The organism is Streptomyces sp. AHU1, from assembly GCF_045343905.1.
Taxonomy (GTDB): domain Bacteria; phylum Actinomycetota; class Actinomycetes; order Streptomycetales; family Streptomycetaceae; genus Streptomyces; species Streptomyces triticiradicis.
Map to the genome: position 1 here is coordinate 647,926 of NZ_CP174284.1, position 20,688 is coordinate 668,613.

Below are 20,688 nucleotides of genomic sequence, written 5' to 3' on the forward strand. Positions count from 1 at the left end.
GGACGCTGTCGTCTCGGGTGCACAAGCCGGGTACGGCGGCTCGCAGATGGCGTCCTTGGGGTGTTGAAGGTGGCGACCGCCGATCAGATCCAGCGGCTGTCCTTGCCGCACCTGACCTACCGGCACACCGCCAAGCCGACGCCAGCGAAGCGGAAGGAGGCCCGCACGGCCTCCCACCGGGCTGCGGCGAACGACCTGCGCAGGAACGGCCTGGTGGTCGACGGCGGCCGCACCCGCGGCGGTGAGGAGGTCCGCCTCCTGACCGCCGCCGGGCTGGCCGCCGCGGCGATCGATCTGGACCGTGCACCGGAGGAGATGGGCGCCATGCCCAGGAGCGGGGGTCGCTCGGGTGCCTTGCACGCGATGACGGTGAACGAGACGGTGATCGCGCTGATCTGCCCCAAGCCCGACCTCGGCCTGCTTGCCGGGGAGCCGGCCGCAGTGGTCGCCGCCGCGCAGGCCGCCGCCCGTGCACCGGGCGGGATCGGCACCCTGCCTGCCTATGCGACCGAGGTCGCGCTGCCGGTGAAGGGCACCTGGAAGAACCCGGCGATCGGCAGCCCCCGCGCCGACATCGTCCTGACCGCTCCGCAGGCGGGGGTGGCGCTGCTGTTCATCGAGGTGGACAACTGCACCGAGGAAGCCCCGCTGGTCGCGGCGAAGTTCGACAAGTACAAGCGGTTCTTCCTGCGCCAGGAGAAGGACACCGACGGTATCGAGAAGCCGTTGTGGCGCACCCGCTGGTCCGCACCCGAGCACGATGCGGCATTCGAGCGGGTGCATCCGCCGGTCCTGCTCGTCTTCCACCAGATCGGCCGACACTCCTCCAAGAGCCAGATGGCCCGGGTCGCTGGCCTCACCCGCCACCACTGGCAGGGACGGTTGCACCCCGAAGGGGGCTACCACTCCTACAACGGGTGCATCCCGATCGTGGCGACCACGCTGGAGTTGCTGCGTGAACACGGTCCGGCCGGGCCCGCGTTCTGGCGCTTCGGGCGCGGGCACCGCCAGCCGCTGGTGGAAGCGATCGGCAATCCCCGCCAGGACGCCTACCTCGCTCGCCGCCGCCAGGCTGCCCGTCAGGAGCAGCGGCGCCGTGCAGAGCGGGAGGCCGCGGAGCGGGAGGCGCGGCGGCTGGTGTGCGCGGACTGCGGAGGGAAGTTCAGCGACGACCGGTGGGAGGCGGTCGGCCCCCACCGGGACTGGAGCAGCCACCAGTCACACCCGCATCTGTGCGAGGACTGCCAGGACCGAGCCATCGCAGCCGAGCAGCGGGCCGAAGCCGACGAACGCGAGCACCAGGAGCAGGAGCGCCTGCGCCTGGAGGCGGAGGAACAGACCGCCGCGCAGAAGGCCGGCGGCTGGTTCTCCCGCTTCCGCCCCTGAGGCGGCTGTAACGCTGATCAGATGGTGAGGCGGCTCGGCATCGGAGGATGAGTCGGCACCGGGCCGCAACGCCACCCTGCATCAGCGAGAGCGCCAGCGCAGCGTGGATCTGGCACAGGGGTGAGGGCCCGAAGCGGCTCCCTCAGCGCTTCGGGCCCTCGAATGGGCGCACAGTCTCAAGAACGTCAATCGTCCCGCTTGGAGGCGTGCAGTGGGCGCAGGTGCTCTGCTGCGCGCCGTCGAGCAGTCTGTGGCGGGTGACGAGTTCTTAGGTCACCCCTGAGGCGGCGTCAGTGCCGGCTGCCCTGGCCCTGTCCGTTTCGGTGTTCGCCGTTGTGGCGGTCGCCCCAGCGTTCGCCGTCGTGGCGGTGGTGGTGGCCGTGGTTGCCCCAGCGCCATCCGTCGCGGTCACTGCCCCAGCGCCGGCCGTCTCGGTCGTTGTCTCCCCAGGAGACTTCGTCGACGAGGCGGCCGTCGTCGTTGCGGAGTGTGGCGGTGTCGGAGTAGTTGTCCCATACGTAGTTGCGGCGGTCCTGGTAGACGTCGCGGTAGGTGTCGCGTCCGTAGCCGGTGTGGACGCGGACGGTGGAGCGTCCGGCCAGGCGGTAGTGGTCGAAGGTGTAGGTGTGGCCGTCCTCGTCGGACAGGGTCCAGCCGTCGAGGTTCACGCTGCGGCGGAAGGTGTTGGTGACCTCGATCCACTCCCGGTTCAGGGAACGGTTGCTGCGGTCGTCGAAGCCCGGGGAGTCGTACTGCACATCACTGATCACCACGCCCGTACGGTAGGCGGCGGCGTGGTGGGGGGTGGACTGGGCGGAGGCCGGCAGCGCGGCCACTCCCAGCGCGGCTGTGGCTGCCAGCGTTGCGGCGGTGATACGGGCGATCGAACGAGAAGACATGGACAGTGCTCCCGTGAGGTACGAGCCCGCCGGCGGCCGGTCAAGCGGCCACCGGGCAGGCGGTGTGCGGTTCCCGGCTGCTGCCGGGAACCACAGCCTCGATGCCGGCCGGCCGCGACGGCGCGTACGCCATCCCACGTTGCAATATCAGGACATTTCCAAGACATTTCGCCGGTCCGTCTGAACCCTTGCCGGCGTCGGCCTGGTCGTCCTCGCCGGCCGGTCGCCCGGTAAGGACAACGTGAGCCGGTGGGCCTGGAAGGTCATGCCCGGACGAATGCGCTCAAGCTCCCGGTGCGAAGACGCGTGTCACCGGATTGGGCCTTCGTTCGTCCAGCGCCGGGACTGCTCCGGTCGGGCGGCGCGGCTCCCGGCACGCGCGGCGCGGCCGGGCGTCCTTTTGCCTCCCTGGCCTGGAGGGAGATCCTTATAGGGTGGCGAGGAGACCGGTGCGCCGCTGTGCGCAGTGCGGGAAACTGCTGCCCCGGGACGCGGGGCCGAACCGGCGGTACTGCGACACGGCGTGCCGCGGCCGCCACTGGCGGCGCGTTCAGCGCCATGAAGAGATCTACCAGCGCGCCGTCCTGGAAGGCCTGCAGGTGATCCGGGGCGAGTACCTGTGGGCACAGGGATTGTGCCCGGTCTGCGGCGTCTCGGTGTCGCTGCGCAAACGGACCGACTCGGTGTACTGCTCCCCGAGGTGCCGCACCCGGGCCTGGCGGCTCCGCCGGGAGGCTGTCGGTGCGGCTGGTGACGGATCCGAGCGGCCGCTGCGGTAAGCGTCACCCAGTGACGCTTGACCATCACGCTCACCCCACCCGCCTGCTCTGGTGAGGCGGACCGGTACCGGAGGGTGAGTCGGCGCCGGGCCGCAACGCCAGCCTGCACCGATGAGAGGGCCGGCGCCGCCCGGGTGTAGCACGGGGTGAGGGCCCGAAGCGGGCTCCCCAGTGCTTCGGGCCCTCGATTGGCGCATGGTCCCAGGGCTTGATGTCCCGCACGCCGGTCCGCTCCACGATGCGACGTCGGGTACGACACGATGCACCGGCCCTTCTCTCGGGCAGACGGGTGGGTTCTCGCCCGGTGGCGACTGCCTGCGGGCGAGTCGCTGTCCTGGCGGGCTGACGGCTGGGGGACGATCAGGTGTCACGTCGCTCCTCGTGCGAGGGCGGCTGTCTGCCGTGAGGGTGTAGCTACGGCCGGGCCAGGCGGCCGCCTCTCCGCGTCCAGGGCGGCCGCCTGCAAACCGTCCCGCCGCACCTCACATCGCCTGTCCCAGTCACCTTCAAGAGGCAGACGGCGGGATCGCCTTCGCCGCAGCTGCCCGCCCACTGCGCCGGAAGTTGTTCTGGGGCGGGCCTGTGTTGTCGGTGGTGGATGCAACGCTGATCGGATGAACGGCGATGAGCAGCTGCTGAACGGACGGGTCTACGGCGCGGAACACGACGACCCCAACCCCGGCCCGCTCCCACACCGGACCTACGCCGAACTGGTCGGCGGACCGCTGGACGGTCTGTTGCTGGACATCCACGGGTGGCGGACCGAGGAGGTCGACGACGGTGTCGCCCTGTCCACCGAGTTGTCGCGGTGGCCCGGCGGCCGCGCCCTGTACGACCCGCACCCCGGTGAACCCCGCACGCCCGGCCCGGGTGTGAGCTGCCGCTTCTACTACGCTGGCGACACACCCTGACCACAGGCCCGACCACGGCACCGGCCGCCCCGACCACAGAACCGATCACGGCAGGTCAGGAGTTGGTGATGTGGTCGAACCCGCTCGGCATCGGCGTCAGCTCCTGAGCGCACCTGCACAGCGTGCACAGCCGCGTCCTCGGGTTCTCCGCGACGTTCAACGCGTGCTCCACATCGAGCAGCGGTGCACCCCGCGGAGCCTCTTCCTAGTCCGGCGCGTGCAGCACGCCCCGGGCCGGGCCCCGCCCCTCGCGCACCTTCGCCGGCACCTATCCCGAAGGCCGACGCTCCCCGGGCAGCCACGTCGTCCAGGACGGCGACGCTCAACCCGCTCAGGTGTTCCTGATGACCGACGTTGAAGCCGCCGACTGGCTCACCACCACTGCGGCCGGATAGCTCCGGTCCACGTGCGCGGGTTCGGTGATTCATCGGACGCGCTCGGGTGGTGCCGTCAGAATTGGATCAGCAGGCGGCGCGGCCCTCTACCAGCGGCATTCCGACGGCGATACGGGTGGTGCTGAGGGCAAAGGTCGATGCCGCGGGGTGGAGCAGGCGTGCCGGGGTGCGATCCGCCCTGGTGGCCCGAGAGTTGCAGAAGGAAGGCACTTTCGTGAGCATGATCCAACCGGTTGCCAACGGGTTACGCACCGATCACCCGGTTCCCGGCCTGCCGTTCATCAACGACGAGCGGCTGCCCCTACAAGCCTGACGCGATCGAGCGGACGGGCCGTAATCAGGGTGAGGGGCTGTGGGGGCGCACGGACCGACTGCGCGGTGGGGGATGGGTGGCGTTCACCACCGAGACGAAGAACCGTGACTACGCCTGGGCGGTCCATCAGCACCCCGAGCATGGACGAACCGTTCTCCTGATCCGCGACAAAGACATGAGCGGCCTGCACCACGAGTGGATGTATGGGAACAACGGGTTCCTGTACCGGCATGGCGGCTACTGGTGGGACGGGGCCTGCTGGTACCGGCCCCAGCAGGTCGTGGACCGCGCCTACGAGGGGTACGACGCGCGGCCGGTGGCGGACGCCGTCACCGTCACGGCCATCGACGTCCTGGCCCGCCCGGCGACGTCACACACCGCGCGAGTTGTGAAGATCGCCGACTTCAGGGCCCCGGAGGGACCGCTGCCGCACTGGCGAGAGCATCTCGCCCTGTGGGCCTCCCACCGCACGCCCGGCTCCAGGCCGATCGATCAGTGCACCGTCGATCTCCAGGCACCGGAACTCGACCCGGCCCGTCTCGTCGACCGCGCGGGCCTGGCGCAGATCGCCGAACTGAAGCTGGAGGACCTGCCGCATCCGAAGCACGGGCGCAAAGACCTGCCCCCGCCCCAGGCCGAGACGGCCGAGGGACCACGGTGGTCGCGACCGGTCGCCCGTGACTGAACCGAGCAGTACCGCCGGACCCACGGCCCGGAGAAGCTGTTGTCCGCCACGACGGCATTCGGCACCGAGCAGCCCCGGGGCTTGGTCGAGGACCACAACCGTCTCACGAAGATCATTGCCGACAGCCTCGAGGACGCTGAGGAATCCAAGAAGAACCGCCTCCTCACCCGGGGCAGCAGTACGAGGCGCGAGGAGCAGGCCGCGCACCTGGCCTGGTGGCCCGCCGTCGCCATCAACGACGGCACCGACGGCTTCATCCCCCTCGACGCCGTGCGCACCACCATCATCGAAGCGGTCCTCGGGGGACTCGCCCGGGACGCCGAAGACCTCGACCATTCCAAGGACGTCTTCCTGGGCGACATCCGGGGCGATGTCGTGCACCTCATCGACTGGTACATCCTGCGAGAGCCCCGACTCGCCCCCGCACTCTTCGGCGAGATCTGCCTGGACGCTCGTGTGCGCTTCGGACTCGACCCCAAGGACGTCGGAGACCTTCTACGACGCTCCCTCCACCTCGACAGCGGCCTCGATCGCCAAACCCTCAAAGCCCTCCTCGGTCTGGCCCTCCCGCCCTCGGCGCAATCCCTCGACGGACGATCACCATTCCAGCGATGACCGACGCCGAAGCCGCCGACTGGCTCACCACCACGGCGGCCGGGGAGATCTGACCCACGCCCGGACACACCACGGACCCCGGGGAGTGAAGACATCCCCGGGGCCCGGTGTATGGAGTCGTGCTGTTCAACGACGACGGGACGACACCGTCACGCCCCGGGCTGAGGTTTCTCGGTCTGGCGGAAGGAGCAGAAGCTTCGCGGCGAGGCGCTCTGGTCGACGTGCCGTGTTCTGAAGAAGCCGGAGTTGCGGCAGGGCCGTGACGGTCAGTGACCGCATCGACCGGCGGGCGCACGACGTGTGGCGCTGAACGCATGACGCCGGCATCCGCTGAACGGGACGATGATCCATGGAGACTGTTGTCAAGGCCGTCGTCGCGTTGAAGGTTGTCGGTCTTGTGCTGTTCGTCGTCGTGCTGGCCATCAGCTTCGCGTACACGCTGGTTGTCGGCCCCGATGATCCCGAGTCGAGCCATGGTTACACCGCGGTCTGCAGGGACGGCACGGTCCTTGCACCGCCGTGGAACCAGTGCGGAAAGGAACATGGCTACCTCGACCATTGGACGACGGGGCCGGCTCCGTCGACTACTCCTGCTGTCCCTTTGGAGCCGTCGATGGCCGTGGTGCCTGACACCGAAGAAGACGACTGGCTGACCGCGTACCCCGGTGGCTGCGCGGCTGGCACTCCGCTGGCGTCTCCCTGGGACCCCTGTGATTCAGATGGCTGACACGGACGCCGTTGCCCTCGCCCGGCCGTAATGTTCGAGCGGGGGCTTCTGGCTGGCCCGGCATGGGCCTGATCCGATGTCACAACACGGACACCACGGACATGCGCCCCTCTCTTCTCTGCGCATGATGACGGTTCAGATCAGAAGTCCAGGGGAGTCCATGCGCACCCGCACGATCACGGCGGCCACGGCCGTCCTGCTGCTCGCAGCTACAGCAACCGCATGCAGCAGCGGAGAGCCCGAGACGATCCGCGTCACCGTCACGCAGACCGTCACCGCAGGGCCGGCCGAAGAGGCCGCAGCCACAGCCGACGGCGCCCTCAAGATGGGCACCAAGAAGACCATCGACAACACCGAGAACAACATGCACGCCACGGTCGAGGCGCTGGAGTACCAGCAGCCGTACAAGGGGCCGCAGCCGCAAAAGCCCCAGGACTTCCAAGGCGGCGACATCTGGGCCACCGTCAACGTCAAGGTCTGCAACATCCGTGGCGTCGACATCAACGTGGACCAATTTCCGTGGTCGCTCTCCTACGCGGACGGTACGAGCATCGACGTGACCGGTTCGTCCGGCGGCGACATGCCCAAGCCCGAGTACCCGATGGACAAGCTCCTCAAGCCCGGCAGATGCGCGGCTGGGCTGATCGCCTTCCCCGTTCCCAGCAGTAAGCAGCCCGAACGCATCGTCTACGGACCCGACGGTCTCGACCCTGTTGAGTGGGCCGTACCCAAGGCTTAGACGGCGGGTGCAGTCCGGGTCCTCATGGTCCGCGGTAGCAGCTGACGAGGCAGACAGCCCGGTCCCGCCAGAGCGTTAACAGGGCCGGGCTGCAGTTGAGAACTCTAGACCGGGGCAGCAGAGGTGAGGGTCCTGCTCCTGTTATCGCCGGCAGGAGCAGGACCCTCTGGGCGGGGCGCATCGGGCGGGGATTCCCTTGCGCGCGCTGAACCGTTCAACGACACCCAGGGTTCGCAGATACGAAGCTGCTCTCGCCGCCGGGCTGCGTGCCGGGTACAGCGGTCGTACAGGGGAGGACTGGGGGGGCCAGGTCGGCACCGTCACCGTCCACCGTGATCACCATCGGTCAGTTCGGGAGTTCCTGGGATGCCACGCCTGGTGTCGGCGGCATGCTGATGGCCTTGCGGCTGTTGAACCTGAGGATTCCTGCGGATCGCAGGCTTCATCGGGCCTGGACCCACACGGCCCCGTAGGTCACGATCAAGCCGCCGATGGCTGTTGCCGCGCCACAGATCAGAGAGAGGCATGCCTGGTTGCGGATTACCTGGCGCGGGTGCCCCATTGGCTGCGGGCTCGTGACGGCTTGTTTCAGCGGTTCTTCTGTTACCGGACCACGTGTCGGCGACGGACGTTTGTCGAGCAGGTCAGCAGGCTGAGCGAGCGGTATGCCGCTCCAGCCTCGGTCTGAAGGCTGGCTCCATCAGGTCGCGGCCGTGCTAGCGAACGGGTGTGCCGCCGTATGCGACCTTGTCGCAGGACGCACGCGCCTGCTGGAACTGCTGGAAACCCCTTTAACGCCGGAACGATCGCCGCGTGTGCTTGGTGTCGATGAGTTCGCCTTCCGCAAGGGCCGCATCTACGGCACCCTCCTGGTCGACGTCGAGGCCGGCCGGGTGATGGACGTCATGCCCGACCGCACTTTGGAGACCTCGCTGCCTGGCTGCGCGAGCAACCCGGCGCCGAGATCATCTGCCGCGACCGAGCCACGGCCTCACCCGCGCAATCAGGGAAGCCGTCTCTGACGCGGTGGAAGTAGCCGACCGCTGGCACGTGCTGCAGAACCTCGCCACCGCAATGGAGAAGACCTGTCACCAGCACCGTGCCTGCCTGCGCAAACGCGCCGACGGAGAGAGCGCCTGCATATTTGAGTCCCCACCGCTGATGCAACTCCCGCTCCACGGACTGCCGCGGACGCAGATCATCGAACGGACCCGGCACCGCCACGCCGACGTGCACAAACTCGTCGCGGCAGACTGGACCGTCAGCGCCAGCGCCCGTCGTCTCCACCTCGACCGCAAAACCGTCCGGCGCTTCCGCGACACCGACCTCGACCAGGTCCTGACCTCCGCCCACGAACGCCGTCCGGCCGGAGGGCTCAAGCCGTGGCAGGACGCTCGAGGCTCGGATGTTCGATGCGTGCGAACTGGTGCCTTCCCGAGGTGAACGGTTCCCATCCGGTTCCTCCTACCGGTGCCGACGTGCCCCTGCTTGGCCTTGTTTGCGGCGCGGAAAGACGGCCTCTGTAGCGAAATGTGCAGGTCAGAGACCTGTACGACCAGCCTGTCGCATGTGGAAAACTTCACAGAATCTTTATGCGGTCCATGATCGATTCCTCTGTTCACACCCTATTCACACGAACTACTGTCGCGCTTCACTGATCAAATTCCAGGTCGCGTCGGCTCCACCGTGCTGGTGGGCCTCTTTGGCGTGCGCGGAGGGCGGCAGTCGTTTCGTTGGGTTGCCCTTGCACGTGCTGCAAGAGGCACGAGTGAGGGGGTTCGGGTGGCCGCAAGGCGCGCGAGATACCTATCAGTTGGGATAGCCGGCGCTGTGATGGCCGGCTTGCTGTCGACGATGTCGGTGGTGTCGCCGGGTCAGGCGGCGGCTGCGGAGGATACGACACCGGTCGTGCCGTCGCAGTCGCTGGGCACGGTGCCCGCACAGCAGGCGGAAGAGGTGGGCAAGGCCCTGCCCAAGCCGGACTGGCCGAGCGCGGCTGAGGCGACGGTGGATCTGTCGCAGACGGCGCCCGGTGATCCTGGCGAGGTGACGCCGAGTCCGTCGGCGTCTTCGTCACAGGACCAGGATGCGACCAAGGTCGCGGACGTCGTCGAGGTGGCCCCCGCACCCGAGGGGGAGGGGACTGTCTCCCAGCTGGGATCGGCACACCTCACGGAGGACGACGCGTCGCCCTCCACGAGCTCCAGCCCTTCGGACAGCCCGGATGCGGCGGGCGCGTCACCCGCGCCCGAGGCGAGTGCGACTGCGGAACCGCAGTCTTCCGACTCCGCTTCCGCCTCCCCTTCGGTATCACCTTCGGCGTCGGCTTCGGTCGAGCCTGCTGACGATCCGGTGTCTCCCGACCAGGTCGACGTGCGGGTGCTGGACCGCGAAGCCGTCGCGCCGGCCGGAGGGGTCGGGCTCGGTTTGCAGGTCACGCGCTCCGACGGAGTGGCCGAGCCGGGTCAGGTGCAGGTCAGCATCGACTACTCCGGTTTCAAGTACGCCTACGGCGGTGAGTTCGCCTCCCGGCTGCGGCTGGTGAAGGTGCCCGCTTGTGCGCTGGAGACTCCCGACGCCGAGGGCTGTACCAGCCGTGAATTCGTGCCCGTCGACAACGACACGGCCAAGGGCACGCTGACCGCGACCGTGGTCGCGGAGCCGGATGAGAGCGGACTGTCCTCGCAGCTGGGCAGCGGTGCGGGTGTCAGCGTGTACGCGGTCACCAGCAGCTCCTCTTCGGATCAGGGTGACTACCGGGCCTCGACGCTGTCGCCGACCGGGTCCTGGGAGGTTGCCACCGGATCGGGGGCCTTCACCTACAGCCTGCCGGTGCAGCTGCCCAAGCCGGCCATGGGGTCGGCGCCAGCGCTGGCGATGAGCTACAACTCGCAGTCGGTGGACGGCCGTACCTCGGCCACCAACAACCAGGCTTCCTGGGTCGGTATGGGCTGGGACCTGAGCGTCGGGTTCATCGAGCGCCGCTACCGTGGCTGCACCCAGGACGGCGTGGACATCGGCGACCTGTGCTGGGACTCGCCGAACACCGACAAGGAGCCGGACGGCGCCGTCTACGTCATCAACCTCAACGGCGTCTCTTCACAGCTGGTCCAGGACGGCACCGGCACCGGTGACTATCACGTGCAGGATGATCCGGGTTGGCGGGTCCAGCACCTGTTCAACGGGCACGGCGCGGACGATGAGTACTGGGTGATCTCCTCCCAGGACGGTCACCGCTACTACTTCGGCTGGGGCCGCTCCGAGCGTACCCAGGCAGCGACCGCATCCGTCTTCACCGTTCCGGTGGTCGGCAACAACCCGGGCGAGCCGTGTTTTAGCCAGTTCCCCGAGCCGTGCACGCAGGCCTGGCGGTGGAACCTGGACCGGGTCGTGGACGCCAACGAGGTCGAGTCGGTCTACTTCTACGACAAGGAGACCAACTACTACCGGTCTGTCGCCGAGAACGTCGACAAGCCCCGCGCGTACACCTCGGCCGGTTACCTGAACGAGATCCAGTACGGCTGGGCCTCCCAGATCTCCGGCTCCATCCCGACCGGCAAGGTGGTCCTCTCCCATGTCGGCCGCTGCGTGGAGCGGATGTCCGACAGCGACCCGCTGCGCAGCGAGCCGGGTGCCTGCCCGTCGATCTCCTCGAGTCCCTCGTCGTATCCGGACGTGCCGGTCGATCTGATGTGTGATGGCACCTCGGCCGACTACTACTGCGAGGGCCACACGTATTACCCCACGTTCTTCTCCAAGGACATGCTGTGGGACATCAAGACCTACGTGCTGAACACCACCGCCAATGGGTGGGATCTGGTGCAGCAGTATCAGACCAAGCACGGCCTGCCCAACCCGGATGGTGCGGTAGGCAAGACGCTGTGGCTGGACTACGTGCAGCGCAAGACGTACGGGTCGGGCACGGATATCGTCCTGCCGGTCATCAACTTCAACGGCATCGACCTCGATAACCAGGTCGGTGACGAGAAACTGAACTTCCGGCGCATCGAGACGATTCACGGCGACCTCGGCGCGACCACCACCGTCACCTACGGCTCACCCAACCCGTGCAGCTCCACCCCTTATCCCACTCAGTCGTCGAACACCAAGGACTGCTACTGGCAGAAATGGACTCCCGAGGGCGCCTCTGACTCCACCACCGGCTGGTTCAAGAAGTTCCTGGTCACCAAGGTCACCGTCGACCCGACGGTGACCAGCAACCAGGACGGCGCGCCGGAGATGACGACCACCTACGACTACGGGGGCGGGGCCGGTTGGCGCTTCACCAACGACCCCCTCACCAAGGACGACGACGAGACCTGGTCGGACTGGCGCGGCTACCAGAACGTGGAGGTCACCACCGGCACCGGCGCGGTCAAGCACTCCACGGTCCACTGGCTCTACCGCGGCCTGGACGGCGACCGCACCGACAAGTCCGACCCCTCCAAGACCCGCTCGGTCAGCGTCACCGACGGTCAGACTCCTCCCGTCTCCTACACCGACTCGCCCTGGCTGCAGGGCAAAACGATCGAGACCTCGCAACGGGACGACGCCGGCTACTCGCACGAACGGGTCTTCCACAAGTACTGGGTCCACACCACCGCGACCTACACCGGGCTGCCCGACGCCCGCTTCGTCCGCGAGACCGAAACCACCACCTCCACCCAGATCTCCACCCGCTGGCGTGATCACGTCGTCCAGAACGAATTCGACGAAACCGTGGACGCCGCCAACAAGTACGGCCTGCCCTCCCGCGTCGACGACCAGGGCGAACAGGGCGTCGCGGACAACCGCTGCACCACCTTCGGCCGCTCCTACAACACCGACCTCCTCGACGGCAGCAGCATCCAGCGCTGGATGGTCGTCGTCGACGAGACCCGGCACTACAACACAGCCGGCTCCGGATGCGACGGACGCAAGGCAGCCGGCACCACGGGCGCCAACCAGGACGGCTTCGTCGAAACGCTCTACGACAACGCCACCTCTGTTGCCGCCAACCACCCCGTCGACGGCAACCCGACCGAACTGCGTACCTACGCCTCCGCCGGGTCAACCGACTTCCTGCGGACGAAGCACGACTACGACAACGCCGGCCGGGTGGTGTGGACCGAGGACGGCAAGAAAAACCGCACCACCACCACCTACACCCCGAACGACAACTGGCCGACGGGGGGCATCACCACCACCACCCCTCGTCCCAACCCCGCGGGTTTGCCCAACTCGCTCGTCCCGCTGACCTCCACGGTCTGGCTGTCCCGTTTCTGGGGCGTGCCGTACAAGAACGAGGACGCCAACGGGAAGATCACCACGGTCACGCTGGACGCCGCGGGACGCACCACCGAGGTGTGGAAGCCCACCGAGACCGGCAGCTCACCCTCGCTGAAGTTCAGCTACAGCATCCCCGCCTCCACCATCGGCGGCGTGCCGGACTCCGTCGACGGCTATCCCGGCGTGGGCACCCAGACCCTCCAGTCCGGAAGCACCTACCTGTCCACGCACACCTACACCGACGCGCTGGGCCGTACCCGGGAGACCCAGGCACCGCTTCCTCACAGCCTGGGCTTCTACCGGCAGGTCGCCGTCACCCGCTACGACACGGCAGGCAATGTCACCGGCACGTCCGCGGTCTTCCGCAACCCCGGTGTCATGGGCATCAACGGGCCGGCCAGCCCCGAGGTGAAGGACCTGCCTTCCTACACCGACCTCACCCTCGATTGGGCCGGGCGGACCACCTCCACCCACATCCTGGTGGGCAACGGCACCACGGCCACCACCTCGGCGTACGGATCGAGCTCGGCCGTCTACCACGGCGACTACACCACTGTCACCCCGGCGGTGTACGGCGCCACGGACACCTACACCGACGTGTACGGGAACACCTCGAAGGTCGTCGAACACAAAGACAGCTCGACCTTCACCACGCAGTACACCTACACGGACACCGGCCAGCTCAAGCAGATCAGCGACTGGCGCGGCAACAACACCGTCTACACCTACAACTGGGCTGGCCAGCGCCTCACCATCGACGATCCGGACGCCGGCTTGTCCAAGACCGAGTACGACGAGAACGGTCAGGTCAGCAAGGTCAGCAGCAACTTCGACCCGGCCACCGGCTCCGCAAAGACCGTTCTCTCCTACGCCTACGACAACCTGGGCCGCAAGACGTCCGTGATCAGTGGGGCCGATGAACTGGCCGCATGGAACTGGGACGACCCGAGCATTCCCGGCGGCAAGGGCCAGATCACCTCGTCCGTCAGCCGCGACACCAGCGGCAACAGCTACACCACCAAGATCGGCAGCTTCGACAGCCGCGGCCGCCCCAAGGACGTAACCGTCACCATTCCGGCCAACGTCACCGGCCTGGCCGGCGACTATAAAACAGAATTCACCTACGACGCCGCTGACCACGTCACCACGGTGAAGTACCCGGCAGCGGGCGGCCCGACCGGCCTGCCCGAGGAGACCGTCACCACCGGATACAACGACTTCGGACAGGCCGACAGCGTCGCCTCCGGCCTGCAGACCTACGTCAGCTCCACGGTCTACGACGCGTACAGCCGCCTGACCGACCGCTTCTACGGCAAACCGGCCACCTCGGGTTCCGGTGACGCTGTCACCGCCCAGCGCTCGTACAGCTACCAGGACGACACCGGCACCCGCTGGCTGCAGGGCATCTCCACCACCACCACCGCCAACCAGCTCGTCATCGAGAGCCAGAAGGACACCTACAGCTACGACCTCGCCGGCAACATCACTCAGCTGAGCGAGAACTCCGGCGGGCAAAGCTCCCAGTCGCAGTGCTTCACCTACGACAACCAAGCCCGCCTCACCCTGGCCTACACCCACGCCGGCACCTGCGCGGGAACGACGGCCTCGGACTTCGCCGGCACCTCCCCGTACCAGACCTCGTACTCCTACGACAGCCTCGGCAACCTTCAGTCCGTCACCGACACCGGCCAGACGAGCAGCAAGACCATCCGGGACTACCTGTACCCGGGATACGACGACACCGGCACCTGGACCACCGCCAACGCTGACCAGCCGCACGGCGTCCGCAAGATCAACCACATCGTCGGCGGCAGCACCACCAGCACCGACACCTTCAAATACAACTACGACGGCACGATGCAACAACGCATCGAACCAGGCGCCACCACCGACTACACCTGGACCAAACTGGGCCAGCTCTCCACCGTCAAGACCACCAAAACGGGCGGCAGCGACCTGACCCGCTACGTCTACGACGCCGACGGCAACCTCGCCGTCCGCACCACCCCCACGGAAACCGTCGCCTACATCGGCGGCATGGAACTGCGCAACGCCAACAACAAGATCAGCGCCACCCGGTACTACACCAGCGGCGGAGCCGCTGTCGCCATGCGCACCACTACCGACAACACCACCCCCGGTGGCAAAGTCACCTACCTGATGGCCGACAACCAGGCCTCCACCCAGCTCACCGTCGACGCCGCCACAGGCACCGCAACCCGCCGCCGCTACACCCCCTTCGGCGACGAACGCAGCGGCAGCCTCCCCGCCGGCACCAGCAACGGTTTCCTGGGCAAGACCGAAGACACCAGCACCGGCCTCTCCCTCCTCGGCGCCCGCGCCTACGACCCGAACCTGGGCCGCTTCCTCAGCCCAGACCCCCTGAGCATCCCCTACGACCCACAAAACCTCTCCGCCTACAGCTACAGCGGAAACGACCCCATCAACTACTCCGACCCCACAGGACTGACCAAGCAGTACGACCCAGGAGGCAATGACTACACCCCCGAGGAGAGCCGGGAGATCGCTGACAGCAACGCGAGCCCAACGTTCGATGCTGGCGGCAACAGCAACTCCGCAGGAGGCAACAACTCTGGAGGAGGAATTGGCGGCGTCCTAACGGCCCTTCTGCCGCAGGATCAAAGCCCTGAAGCCCAAGAACGCCTTGTGCAAGCCTGGGTTAACTATGGGCAAACCAGAAACGGCGCAGGCTACTGGGATGCCCCTATAGGGGACGGAGACAGAACAGCCCTAGCGTGCTGGGGCCGGGCAGCATGCAGCGAGGCGTTTAGGGTATACAAGGAAACCGGCGATCTCGCCAAGGCGAGGAAGATTGCCGCTACCTACTGCATCGAAAACGCCCAGCGCTGCGGCGTCGATCAAGGCGCCTACGACTCGATGAAAGACGCTGCAGAAACGTTCCCCATCGCCCTCTCGATGGGAATGGGGACAGCAGCCCAGGAAATGCATTCCGCGTTCAGCAGGGCTGTTGAAAGGGGTGGATGCAGTTTCAGTCCCTCCACGCTGGTGCTTCTGGAGGACGGCAAGAGTAAACCCATCAGCAAGGTCGAACCCGGAGACCAAGTCGAAGTAGCGGATCCGGACACCGGGCGTCATCGCGGCACCAGGGAGGTGACGGCCACCCACATAAACCACGATGACGACCTTGTCGATGTGGAAGTCCGAGACCACCACGGACATCTGCAGACCCTGCATGCAACATCTCGTCACCGAATCTGGGACGACACGGCGAAGGCCTGGGAGCCAGCAGGTCTGCTGATAGCGGGCCACGTCGTAAAATCTGCAGACAACAGCCAGGTTGTCATCATTGCGGTGATACCCCGTGCAGGTCGAGCTGACATGTACGACCTGACCGTCAGTGACCTGCACACGTATTATGTCCTGGCGGGGGCTACGCCGGTACTCGTTCACAATTGCAACAAAAATCAAGGCGTCTACGTATTCGACGATAAATCGAAGCCTGGCCACGTGTATATCGGTAAGACCAACAACTTTAACGTTCGACTGAACAAGCATGCAGACCTGGGTAGGCGAGACAAGGATGGGCCTGTCATTTGCATCCATGTGTGCGGAGACGACACGGCTCTCAGAATCCGAGAGCACATCATGAAGGTTCAGTTCGAAAAAATGGGCTTTCAGCTCAGCAGCGGCATTGAGGGGTATGGTCGAAACCTCTATAACAAGCGGCAGGCTACTCAGCCTGAGCTACCGTTCGAGTAGGGTGATATGGGAAAATGGGGATACGGGCCATTCGATAACGATGGCGCCGCTGACTTTGCTGGCGATTTGGATGCCACTCCGCTGCCTAGGCGGATTCAGGTGATCCAAGAGGCTCTCGCCTCGGTGGCAGGCGACGGAAGCCAGCATATCGATGGCGGTAGAGCAGAACTGGCAATCGCTGCTGCTGCGTTGACAGTCCGAGAGGTTGAGGGCGGCGATGAATTTCAATCTGCGACGTGGGGACCGAATGGTGAAATTCCGCAGATTCCGAAGGGGTTGATACCCCTGGCGCTCGAAGCGATTTCTCGCCTACTCGCCACAAGCAATGACTTGCGGGACGACTGGAGCGTAGAGGAGGAAGGCGTTGAATGGCTTGCAATGCTCCGAAGGCTGAAGGCGGTGCTTGACAGAGAGAGTACTGCAGAGACTTCCTTCTCTGCTCCAGACCCCGAAGGGCAAGAGCAAGGGCAACGGGGGGTTAGGCGAGCTGCGCATGAGGGTGAATCCATCCAGGAAGGTCTTTGGTGATGCCTTCAAGGTAGCTATCTAAAATGACCGAATGAAGGGTCATGAAGGCGTGAGTCGTGACTTCGTCACGTCATCTGATCATGGAGAATTCGGTAGCCAGGCAAATGCGAGGGTCCCCTCCGCGCTTCTGCGCGGAGGGGACCCTCGGGTCGTTTGACGGCAACGTCAGCGGACGATGGCTATGGCGGGTGGGGTGTCGGGGTCGTTACCCGTGGGGCTGAGTGCGTTGCTGAGGGTATCGATGGCTTGGCGTGGAAGCGGAGTCGGATGTAGACGCCGACGGTGACACCAATGTGGGCGTAGTCGAAGAGTTCCTTGATCACGACGAGGTCGACGCCTCTTTCAACTTCTGATCACTGGAGCGGGGGCATTTCAGCACTGGCTCTGGGAAAGGCCCCGAGATGCCAGGTCCTGCACGCACTCCAGCGCGATGCCGCAGGCCCGGGACAGGGCCCGGCCCCGGGTCGCGCAATGCGCCCCGGGGCGCACGCAGCGCCCGGGGGCCGTCCGCGAAGTCAGCTCGTTGCCCAGTCGAGTCCGAGTTCGGCGAGCGCGGCGAGTTTGTCGGCGGTCAGCTTGGCCCGACGGCTCTTGGCGTTGGACAGGAACACTCCGAGCTTTACCTCCGTCCCGTCCGGCAACGCCTCTACATGGCCTCTGGGTACGGTCAGGGAACCGGTGCGGGTCTTGTACTGCGCCAGGGCCGCAACACCGCGCTCGAAGGTGCTCACGGGCGCCATGGACGGCTTCGCGGGCTTCTCCGGTTCCGGGGCTGGGGGGACGATGCCGATGCCTTCCAGGCGCTCGCGCTGCCCGTCGGTCAGCGCCTCCCAGACCTTGGGCGTCTGCTGTCGGGCGAGCCATTTGCCGATGTCCATGCCGTGGATCGTGAACCCGGGCAGAACCTCCACTCCGCGGGCCTGGTCTTCTTCGTCGGCGAGGAGTTCGCGGAGTGCGGCCCAGTGGCGTTGCCAGTCGGCCGGCCACGAGGGATTCCAGTCCGGGTCGATCTCCTCAAGCGCGGTCTTCCACTCGGGGTGGCCGTCCAGGGCACCGGGGCGGCGCAGGTTGCTCAACCACTGTCCTACCGGCTTGTCCATGGCCACGGCGGACCTTGGAGCACAGAGGGTCCAGTGCTGTTCGTGGTAGGCCTTGGCGGCTTCCAGGTTCTCCTGGAACCGCTCGTCCGCAGGCGACCAGACCATGCCCAGCTGTTCCAGCCTGCGGGCGCGCAGGCCGCTCATCTGCCCCGCTCCGTACGCCCGTCGCTGCTCCGCGACCCACTGCCCAAGGGGTGTTGCTCCCTCGCGGTGGCCGTAGGGCACTCTCGCGTTCCCGACCCGTTCGACGTACGCCTTGAGCTTCGCCCAGCCGCGGGCCCAGTCCTGGCGTTCGGTGTCGATCACGTTGAAGGAAACCCAGTTGGCGACCATCACCGGGTCTCTGGGTGCGGAAAATCGAAGCAGCAGGCGGCTTTCTTCCTCGCCTTCATCGGGTGCCACACCGATTCTCACGGACGGCTGCGCGACGTCCTTCTGAGGCTCCTGAGGAATCGCGAGCAATTCCACGGCCTCCTCATCGTGAGCCCGCAGACCCTCCAATACCTTCACCAAGGGCCGGTACGATCCCGAGGTGAACATGTCCTCGGGCTTTTCCCCGGGCTGGAGAAAGACGGGCACGATCAAAGAGGCGAGCTTGCCTTGCCCCGGTTTTTGCCGCAGTGCGCGGCCGATGGCCTGGACGATGTCGTGGGGTGCACCCTTGGGGTCGAGCAGGGCCACGCTGTCCACCGCGCGGATGTCCACCCCCTCGCCCAGGACCCGACAGTTCGAGAGCACGGCCCGCCGCGCGGTGGTCTCGAAGCCGCCCAGCACCGTCCGCCGGTGCTCGGGGGCATGCTCCCCGCACAGCCAGTTGGCCCACACCTTCGACGGGTGCTTCTCGGGCTGGTCGGCGTGCAGCTTGGCCGCCACCGCCTCCAGGCCCTCCGCGTACGCCTGGGCCTCTATGGTCCGGTGGTGGAAGGTGATGCAGGTCGACAGATCATGCTGCGCCATGGTGTGCAGGAGCGCGGCCTGCAGCGCCCCGAGACGCTGCCCGCGCACCTCTTCCGAACCCCGCTCCTCGCCCATCAGCCGCTCCGGGGTGACGATGGGGTCCTTCAGCTCCAGCACGATGATCTGATACCGCGCCAGCAGCCCACGCGACACGGCCGACGCCAGCGAGAGCTTGTAGAGCACCGGCCCGAACACGGCCTCGTCGTCCATGGAAGCCGCCATCTCGCGCGGCAGCGGGTCCCGCACCCCCTCGGCGACCTCGCGGTTCAGCCGTTCCTCCCAGATCCGCGGCGTCGCCGTCAGATACAACCGCCGACGCGAGGGGATGACGCCCTGGTCGTGGACGTCGGCCCACGCCTTGCCCATCGACCCCGACGTCCGGTGCGCCTCATCCACGACCGTGAGGTCCATCGGGGCCAGCTGCTGCCCGTAGGCGCCCTCGAACGCCTCCGCCAGGACTCCCAGCGAGGCGTACGTCCCGAAGACGGTCACCGGCCCCGAACCGTGCCACAGCGCCAGCTGGATCGGGTTCGTCGTGGAGCGCACTCGAAGGCTCCACAGCTCCGGGTCGTCCTGCAGCGAGCACACCGCAACCGCCGGCCCCCCATGCCCAACCCCGCGCCACGCCTTAACGGTCTGGGTCAGAAGGTCCAGCGTCGGCACCAGCACCAGAACACGCCCCTTGGGCACGAGGCATTTCGCCGATGCCGCCGCGATGATGGTCTTTCCTGTTCCGCACGCGGCGTGCACCTGGCCACGCAGGCCATCGGCCGGAATGCCGCCCGGCGGAACATCGAGACCGCGCACGATGCAACTCACGGCCTCGATCTGATGGTCACGTAGCTTCACAGGCATTTATCGATCCCCCTTTTTTTCCGGAGAATGCAGCGTGCTAATCATGAAAGGACTCCCCACGTGATGGCTACTGGCCCGGGGGTGTGATGCATGACTCCAAATTCTACACAGCACATCTCTATGATGCAGCATCTTTACCAGCCCGCGCATGACCTCGGGACGGCACGCCGGGGCATCACCCCGGACCACTCGATTCACTCGAGGTCACGGTGAAGGACGAGTGATCTTGGCCAGATGCCCCATCTCCGTCTCCTCAGGGAAACACCCAACTTCATTACCTGGTCCGGATGTTGCAAGGCGGCAGTCGAGGGCAGCCGATAGACAGGAGACAGGAGGGAGAGACCGTATGAGGCAGCACTCCAGTCCGCGTACGCCGCCATCATGGGCCATGCCAGGCAACCGGTGGACACCATGGGTCTTCTGGCCCCTGCTCTGCTGGAGTGTCACTTTGCTGGTGTGGCAGGTAGTCAACAGCGCCAGCGCGGTCCGCATCGTGACGGCGGCCGGCCTGACCCTCCTGTTCAGCTCACTGCTGGCCGCCAATCGGGCCGCGAGACGCAAACAGGACTGATGCAGGGTCAACTCTGCCGCCACACCCCCAATCACTCGCCAGCCCGGCGAAGCCGGTGGGGCGGGAGCGCAGCGGACGCCCCGCACCCGCGCTTGCGCGGGTGCCTCAATTCGCGCTTGCGCGAATTTCCCTTCTCCGAATTCCGCTCGCGGAATTCCATTCCCGCGCTTGCGCGGGAATTTAATTGCGCTTGCGCAATTCGCGCTCTATGTAGCGCGC

14 protein-coding genes are annotated in these 20,688 nt (G+C 66.6%); 12 read left to right on the forward strand and 2 right to left on the reverse strand.

Translation table 11 applies throughout. The annotated features are described in order from the left end of the window. Positions 1–69 precede the first annotated feature (69 nt). Positions 70–1,386, forward strand: a complete 1,317-nt coding sequence (locus tag ACICHK_RS43665; RefSeq protein ID WP_406841888.1) for a replication-relaxation family protein — start codon at positions 70–72, stop codon at positions 1,384–1,386. Between the two features lie 290 nt (positions 1,387–1,676). Here ACICHK_RS43665 and ACICHK_RS43670 read toward each other — a convergent pair whose 3' ends face one another. Further along, the gene (locus ACICHK_RS43670) at positions 1,677–2,285 is read right to left on the reverse strand and encodes a lamin tail domain-containing protein (RefSeq protein WP_406841889.1); all 609 of its coding nucleotides are present in this window, start codon (positions 2,283–2,285) and stop codon (positions 1,677–1,679) included. Between the two features lie 434 nt (positions 2,286–2,719). Between ACICHK_RS43670 and ACICHK_RS43675 the strand changes: the two genes are divergently transcribed. The 11 genes from ACICHK_RS43675 (at position 2,720) to ACICHK_RS43725 (ending at position 16,986) form a co-directional block, all read left to right on the forward strand. Beyond that, a complete protein-coding gene (locus ACICHK_RS43675) occupies positions 2,720–3,064 on the forward strand; it encodes a hypothetical protein (protein ID WP_406841890.1) in 345 nt (114 codons plus the stop codon). A gap of 614 nt (positions 3,065–3,678) precedes the next feature. Next, positions 3,679–3,975 (forward strand): hypothetical protein, encoded by a 297-nt coding sequence (locus ACICHK_RS43680; RefSeq protein ID WP_406841891.1) that lies wholly within the window; start codon positions 3,679–3,681, stop codon positions 3,973–3,975. A 456-nt stretch (positions 3,976–4,431) separates the two neighbouring features. Beyond that, entirely contained in the window at positions 4,432–4,683 is a 252-nt protein-coding gene (locus ACICHK_RS43685; protein ID WP_406841892.1) for a hypothetical protein, read from the forward strand. Between the two features lie 76 nt (positions 4,684–4,759). After that, positions 4,760–5,368 carry a hypothetical protein gene (locus ACICHK_RS43690; RefSeq protein WP_406841893.1) on the forward strand — a complete coding sequence of 203 codons (609 nt, stop codon included), beginning with the start codon at positions 4,760–4,762 and terminating at the stop codon, positions 5,366–5,368. A gap of 39 nt (positions 5,369–5,407) precedes the next feature. After that, on the forward strand, positions 5,408–5,983 hold the full coding sequence (locus ACICHK_RS43695; RefSeq protein WP_406841894.1) for a hypothetical protein: 576 nt from the start codon (positions 5,408–5,410) through the stop codon (positions 5,981–5,983). A gap of 349 nt (positions 5,984–6,332) precedes the next feature. After that, a complete protein-coding gene (locus tag ACICHK_RS43700; RefSeq protein ID WP_406841895.1) occupies positions 6,333–6,710 on the forward strand; it encodes a hypothetical protein in 378 nt (125 codons plus the stop codon). A 160-nt stretch (positions 6,711–6,870) separates the two neighbouring features. Beyond that, entirely contained in the window at positions 6,871–7,449 is a 579-nt protein-coding gene (locus tag ACICHK_RS43705; protein ID WP_406841896.1) for a DUF4352 domain-containing protein, read from the forward strand. A gap of 815 nt (positions 7,450–8,264) precedes the next feature. Beyond that, the gene (locus ACICHK_RS43710) at positions 8,265–8,471 is read left to right on the forward strand and encodes a transposase (RefSeq protein WP_406841897.1); all 207 of its coding nucleotides are present in this window, start codon (positions 8,265–8,267) and stop codon (positions 8,469–8,471) included. A gap of 4 nt (positions 8,472–8,475) precedes the next feature. Then, the gene (locus ACICHK_RS43715) at positions 8,476–8,892 is read left to right on the forward strand and encodes a hypothetical protein (protein ID WP_406841898.1); all 417 of its coding nucleotides are present in this window, start codon (positions 8,476–8,478) and stop codon (positions 8,890–8,892) included. Positions 8,893–9,282: 390 nt separating this feature from the next. After that, entirely contained in the window at positions 9,283–16,458 is a 7,176-nt protein-coding gene (locus tag ACICHK_RS43720) for an RHS repeat-associated core domain-containing protein (RefSeq protein WP_406841899.1), read from the forward strand. A gap of 6 nt (positions 16,459–16,464) precedes the next feature. Continuing rightward, positions 16,465–16,986: a DUF4259 domain-containing protein gene (locus ACICHK_RS43725; protein WP_406841900.1), complete on the forward strand. Its 522-nt coding sequence runs from the start codon at positions 16,465–16,467 to the stop codon at positions 16,984–16,986. Positions 16,987–17,501: 515 nt separating this feature from the next. On the opposite strand, the gene ACICHK_RS43730 is transcribed toward ACICHK_RS43725, so the two are convergent. Beyond that, positions 17,502–19,898, reverse strand: a complete 2,397-nt coding sequence (locus ACICHK_RS43730) for a Helicase associated domain protein (protein WP_406841901.1) — start codon at positions 19,896–19,898, stop codon at positions 17,502–17,504. Between the last annotated feature and the right edge of the window lie 790 nt (positions 19,899–20,688).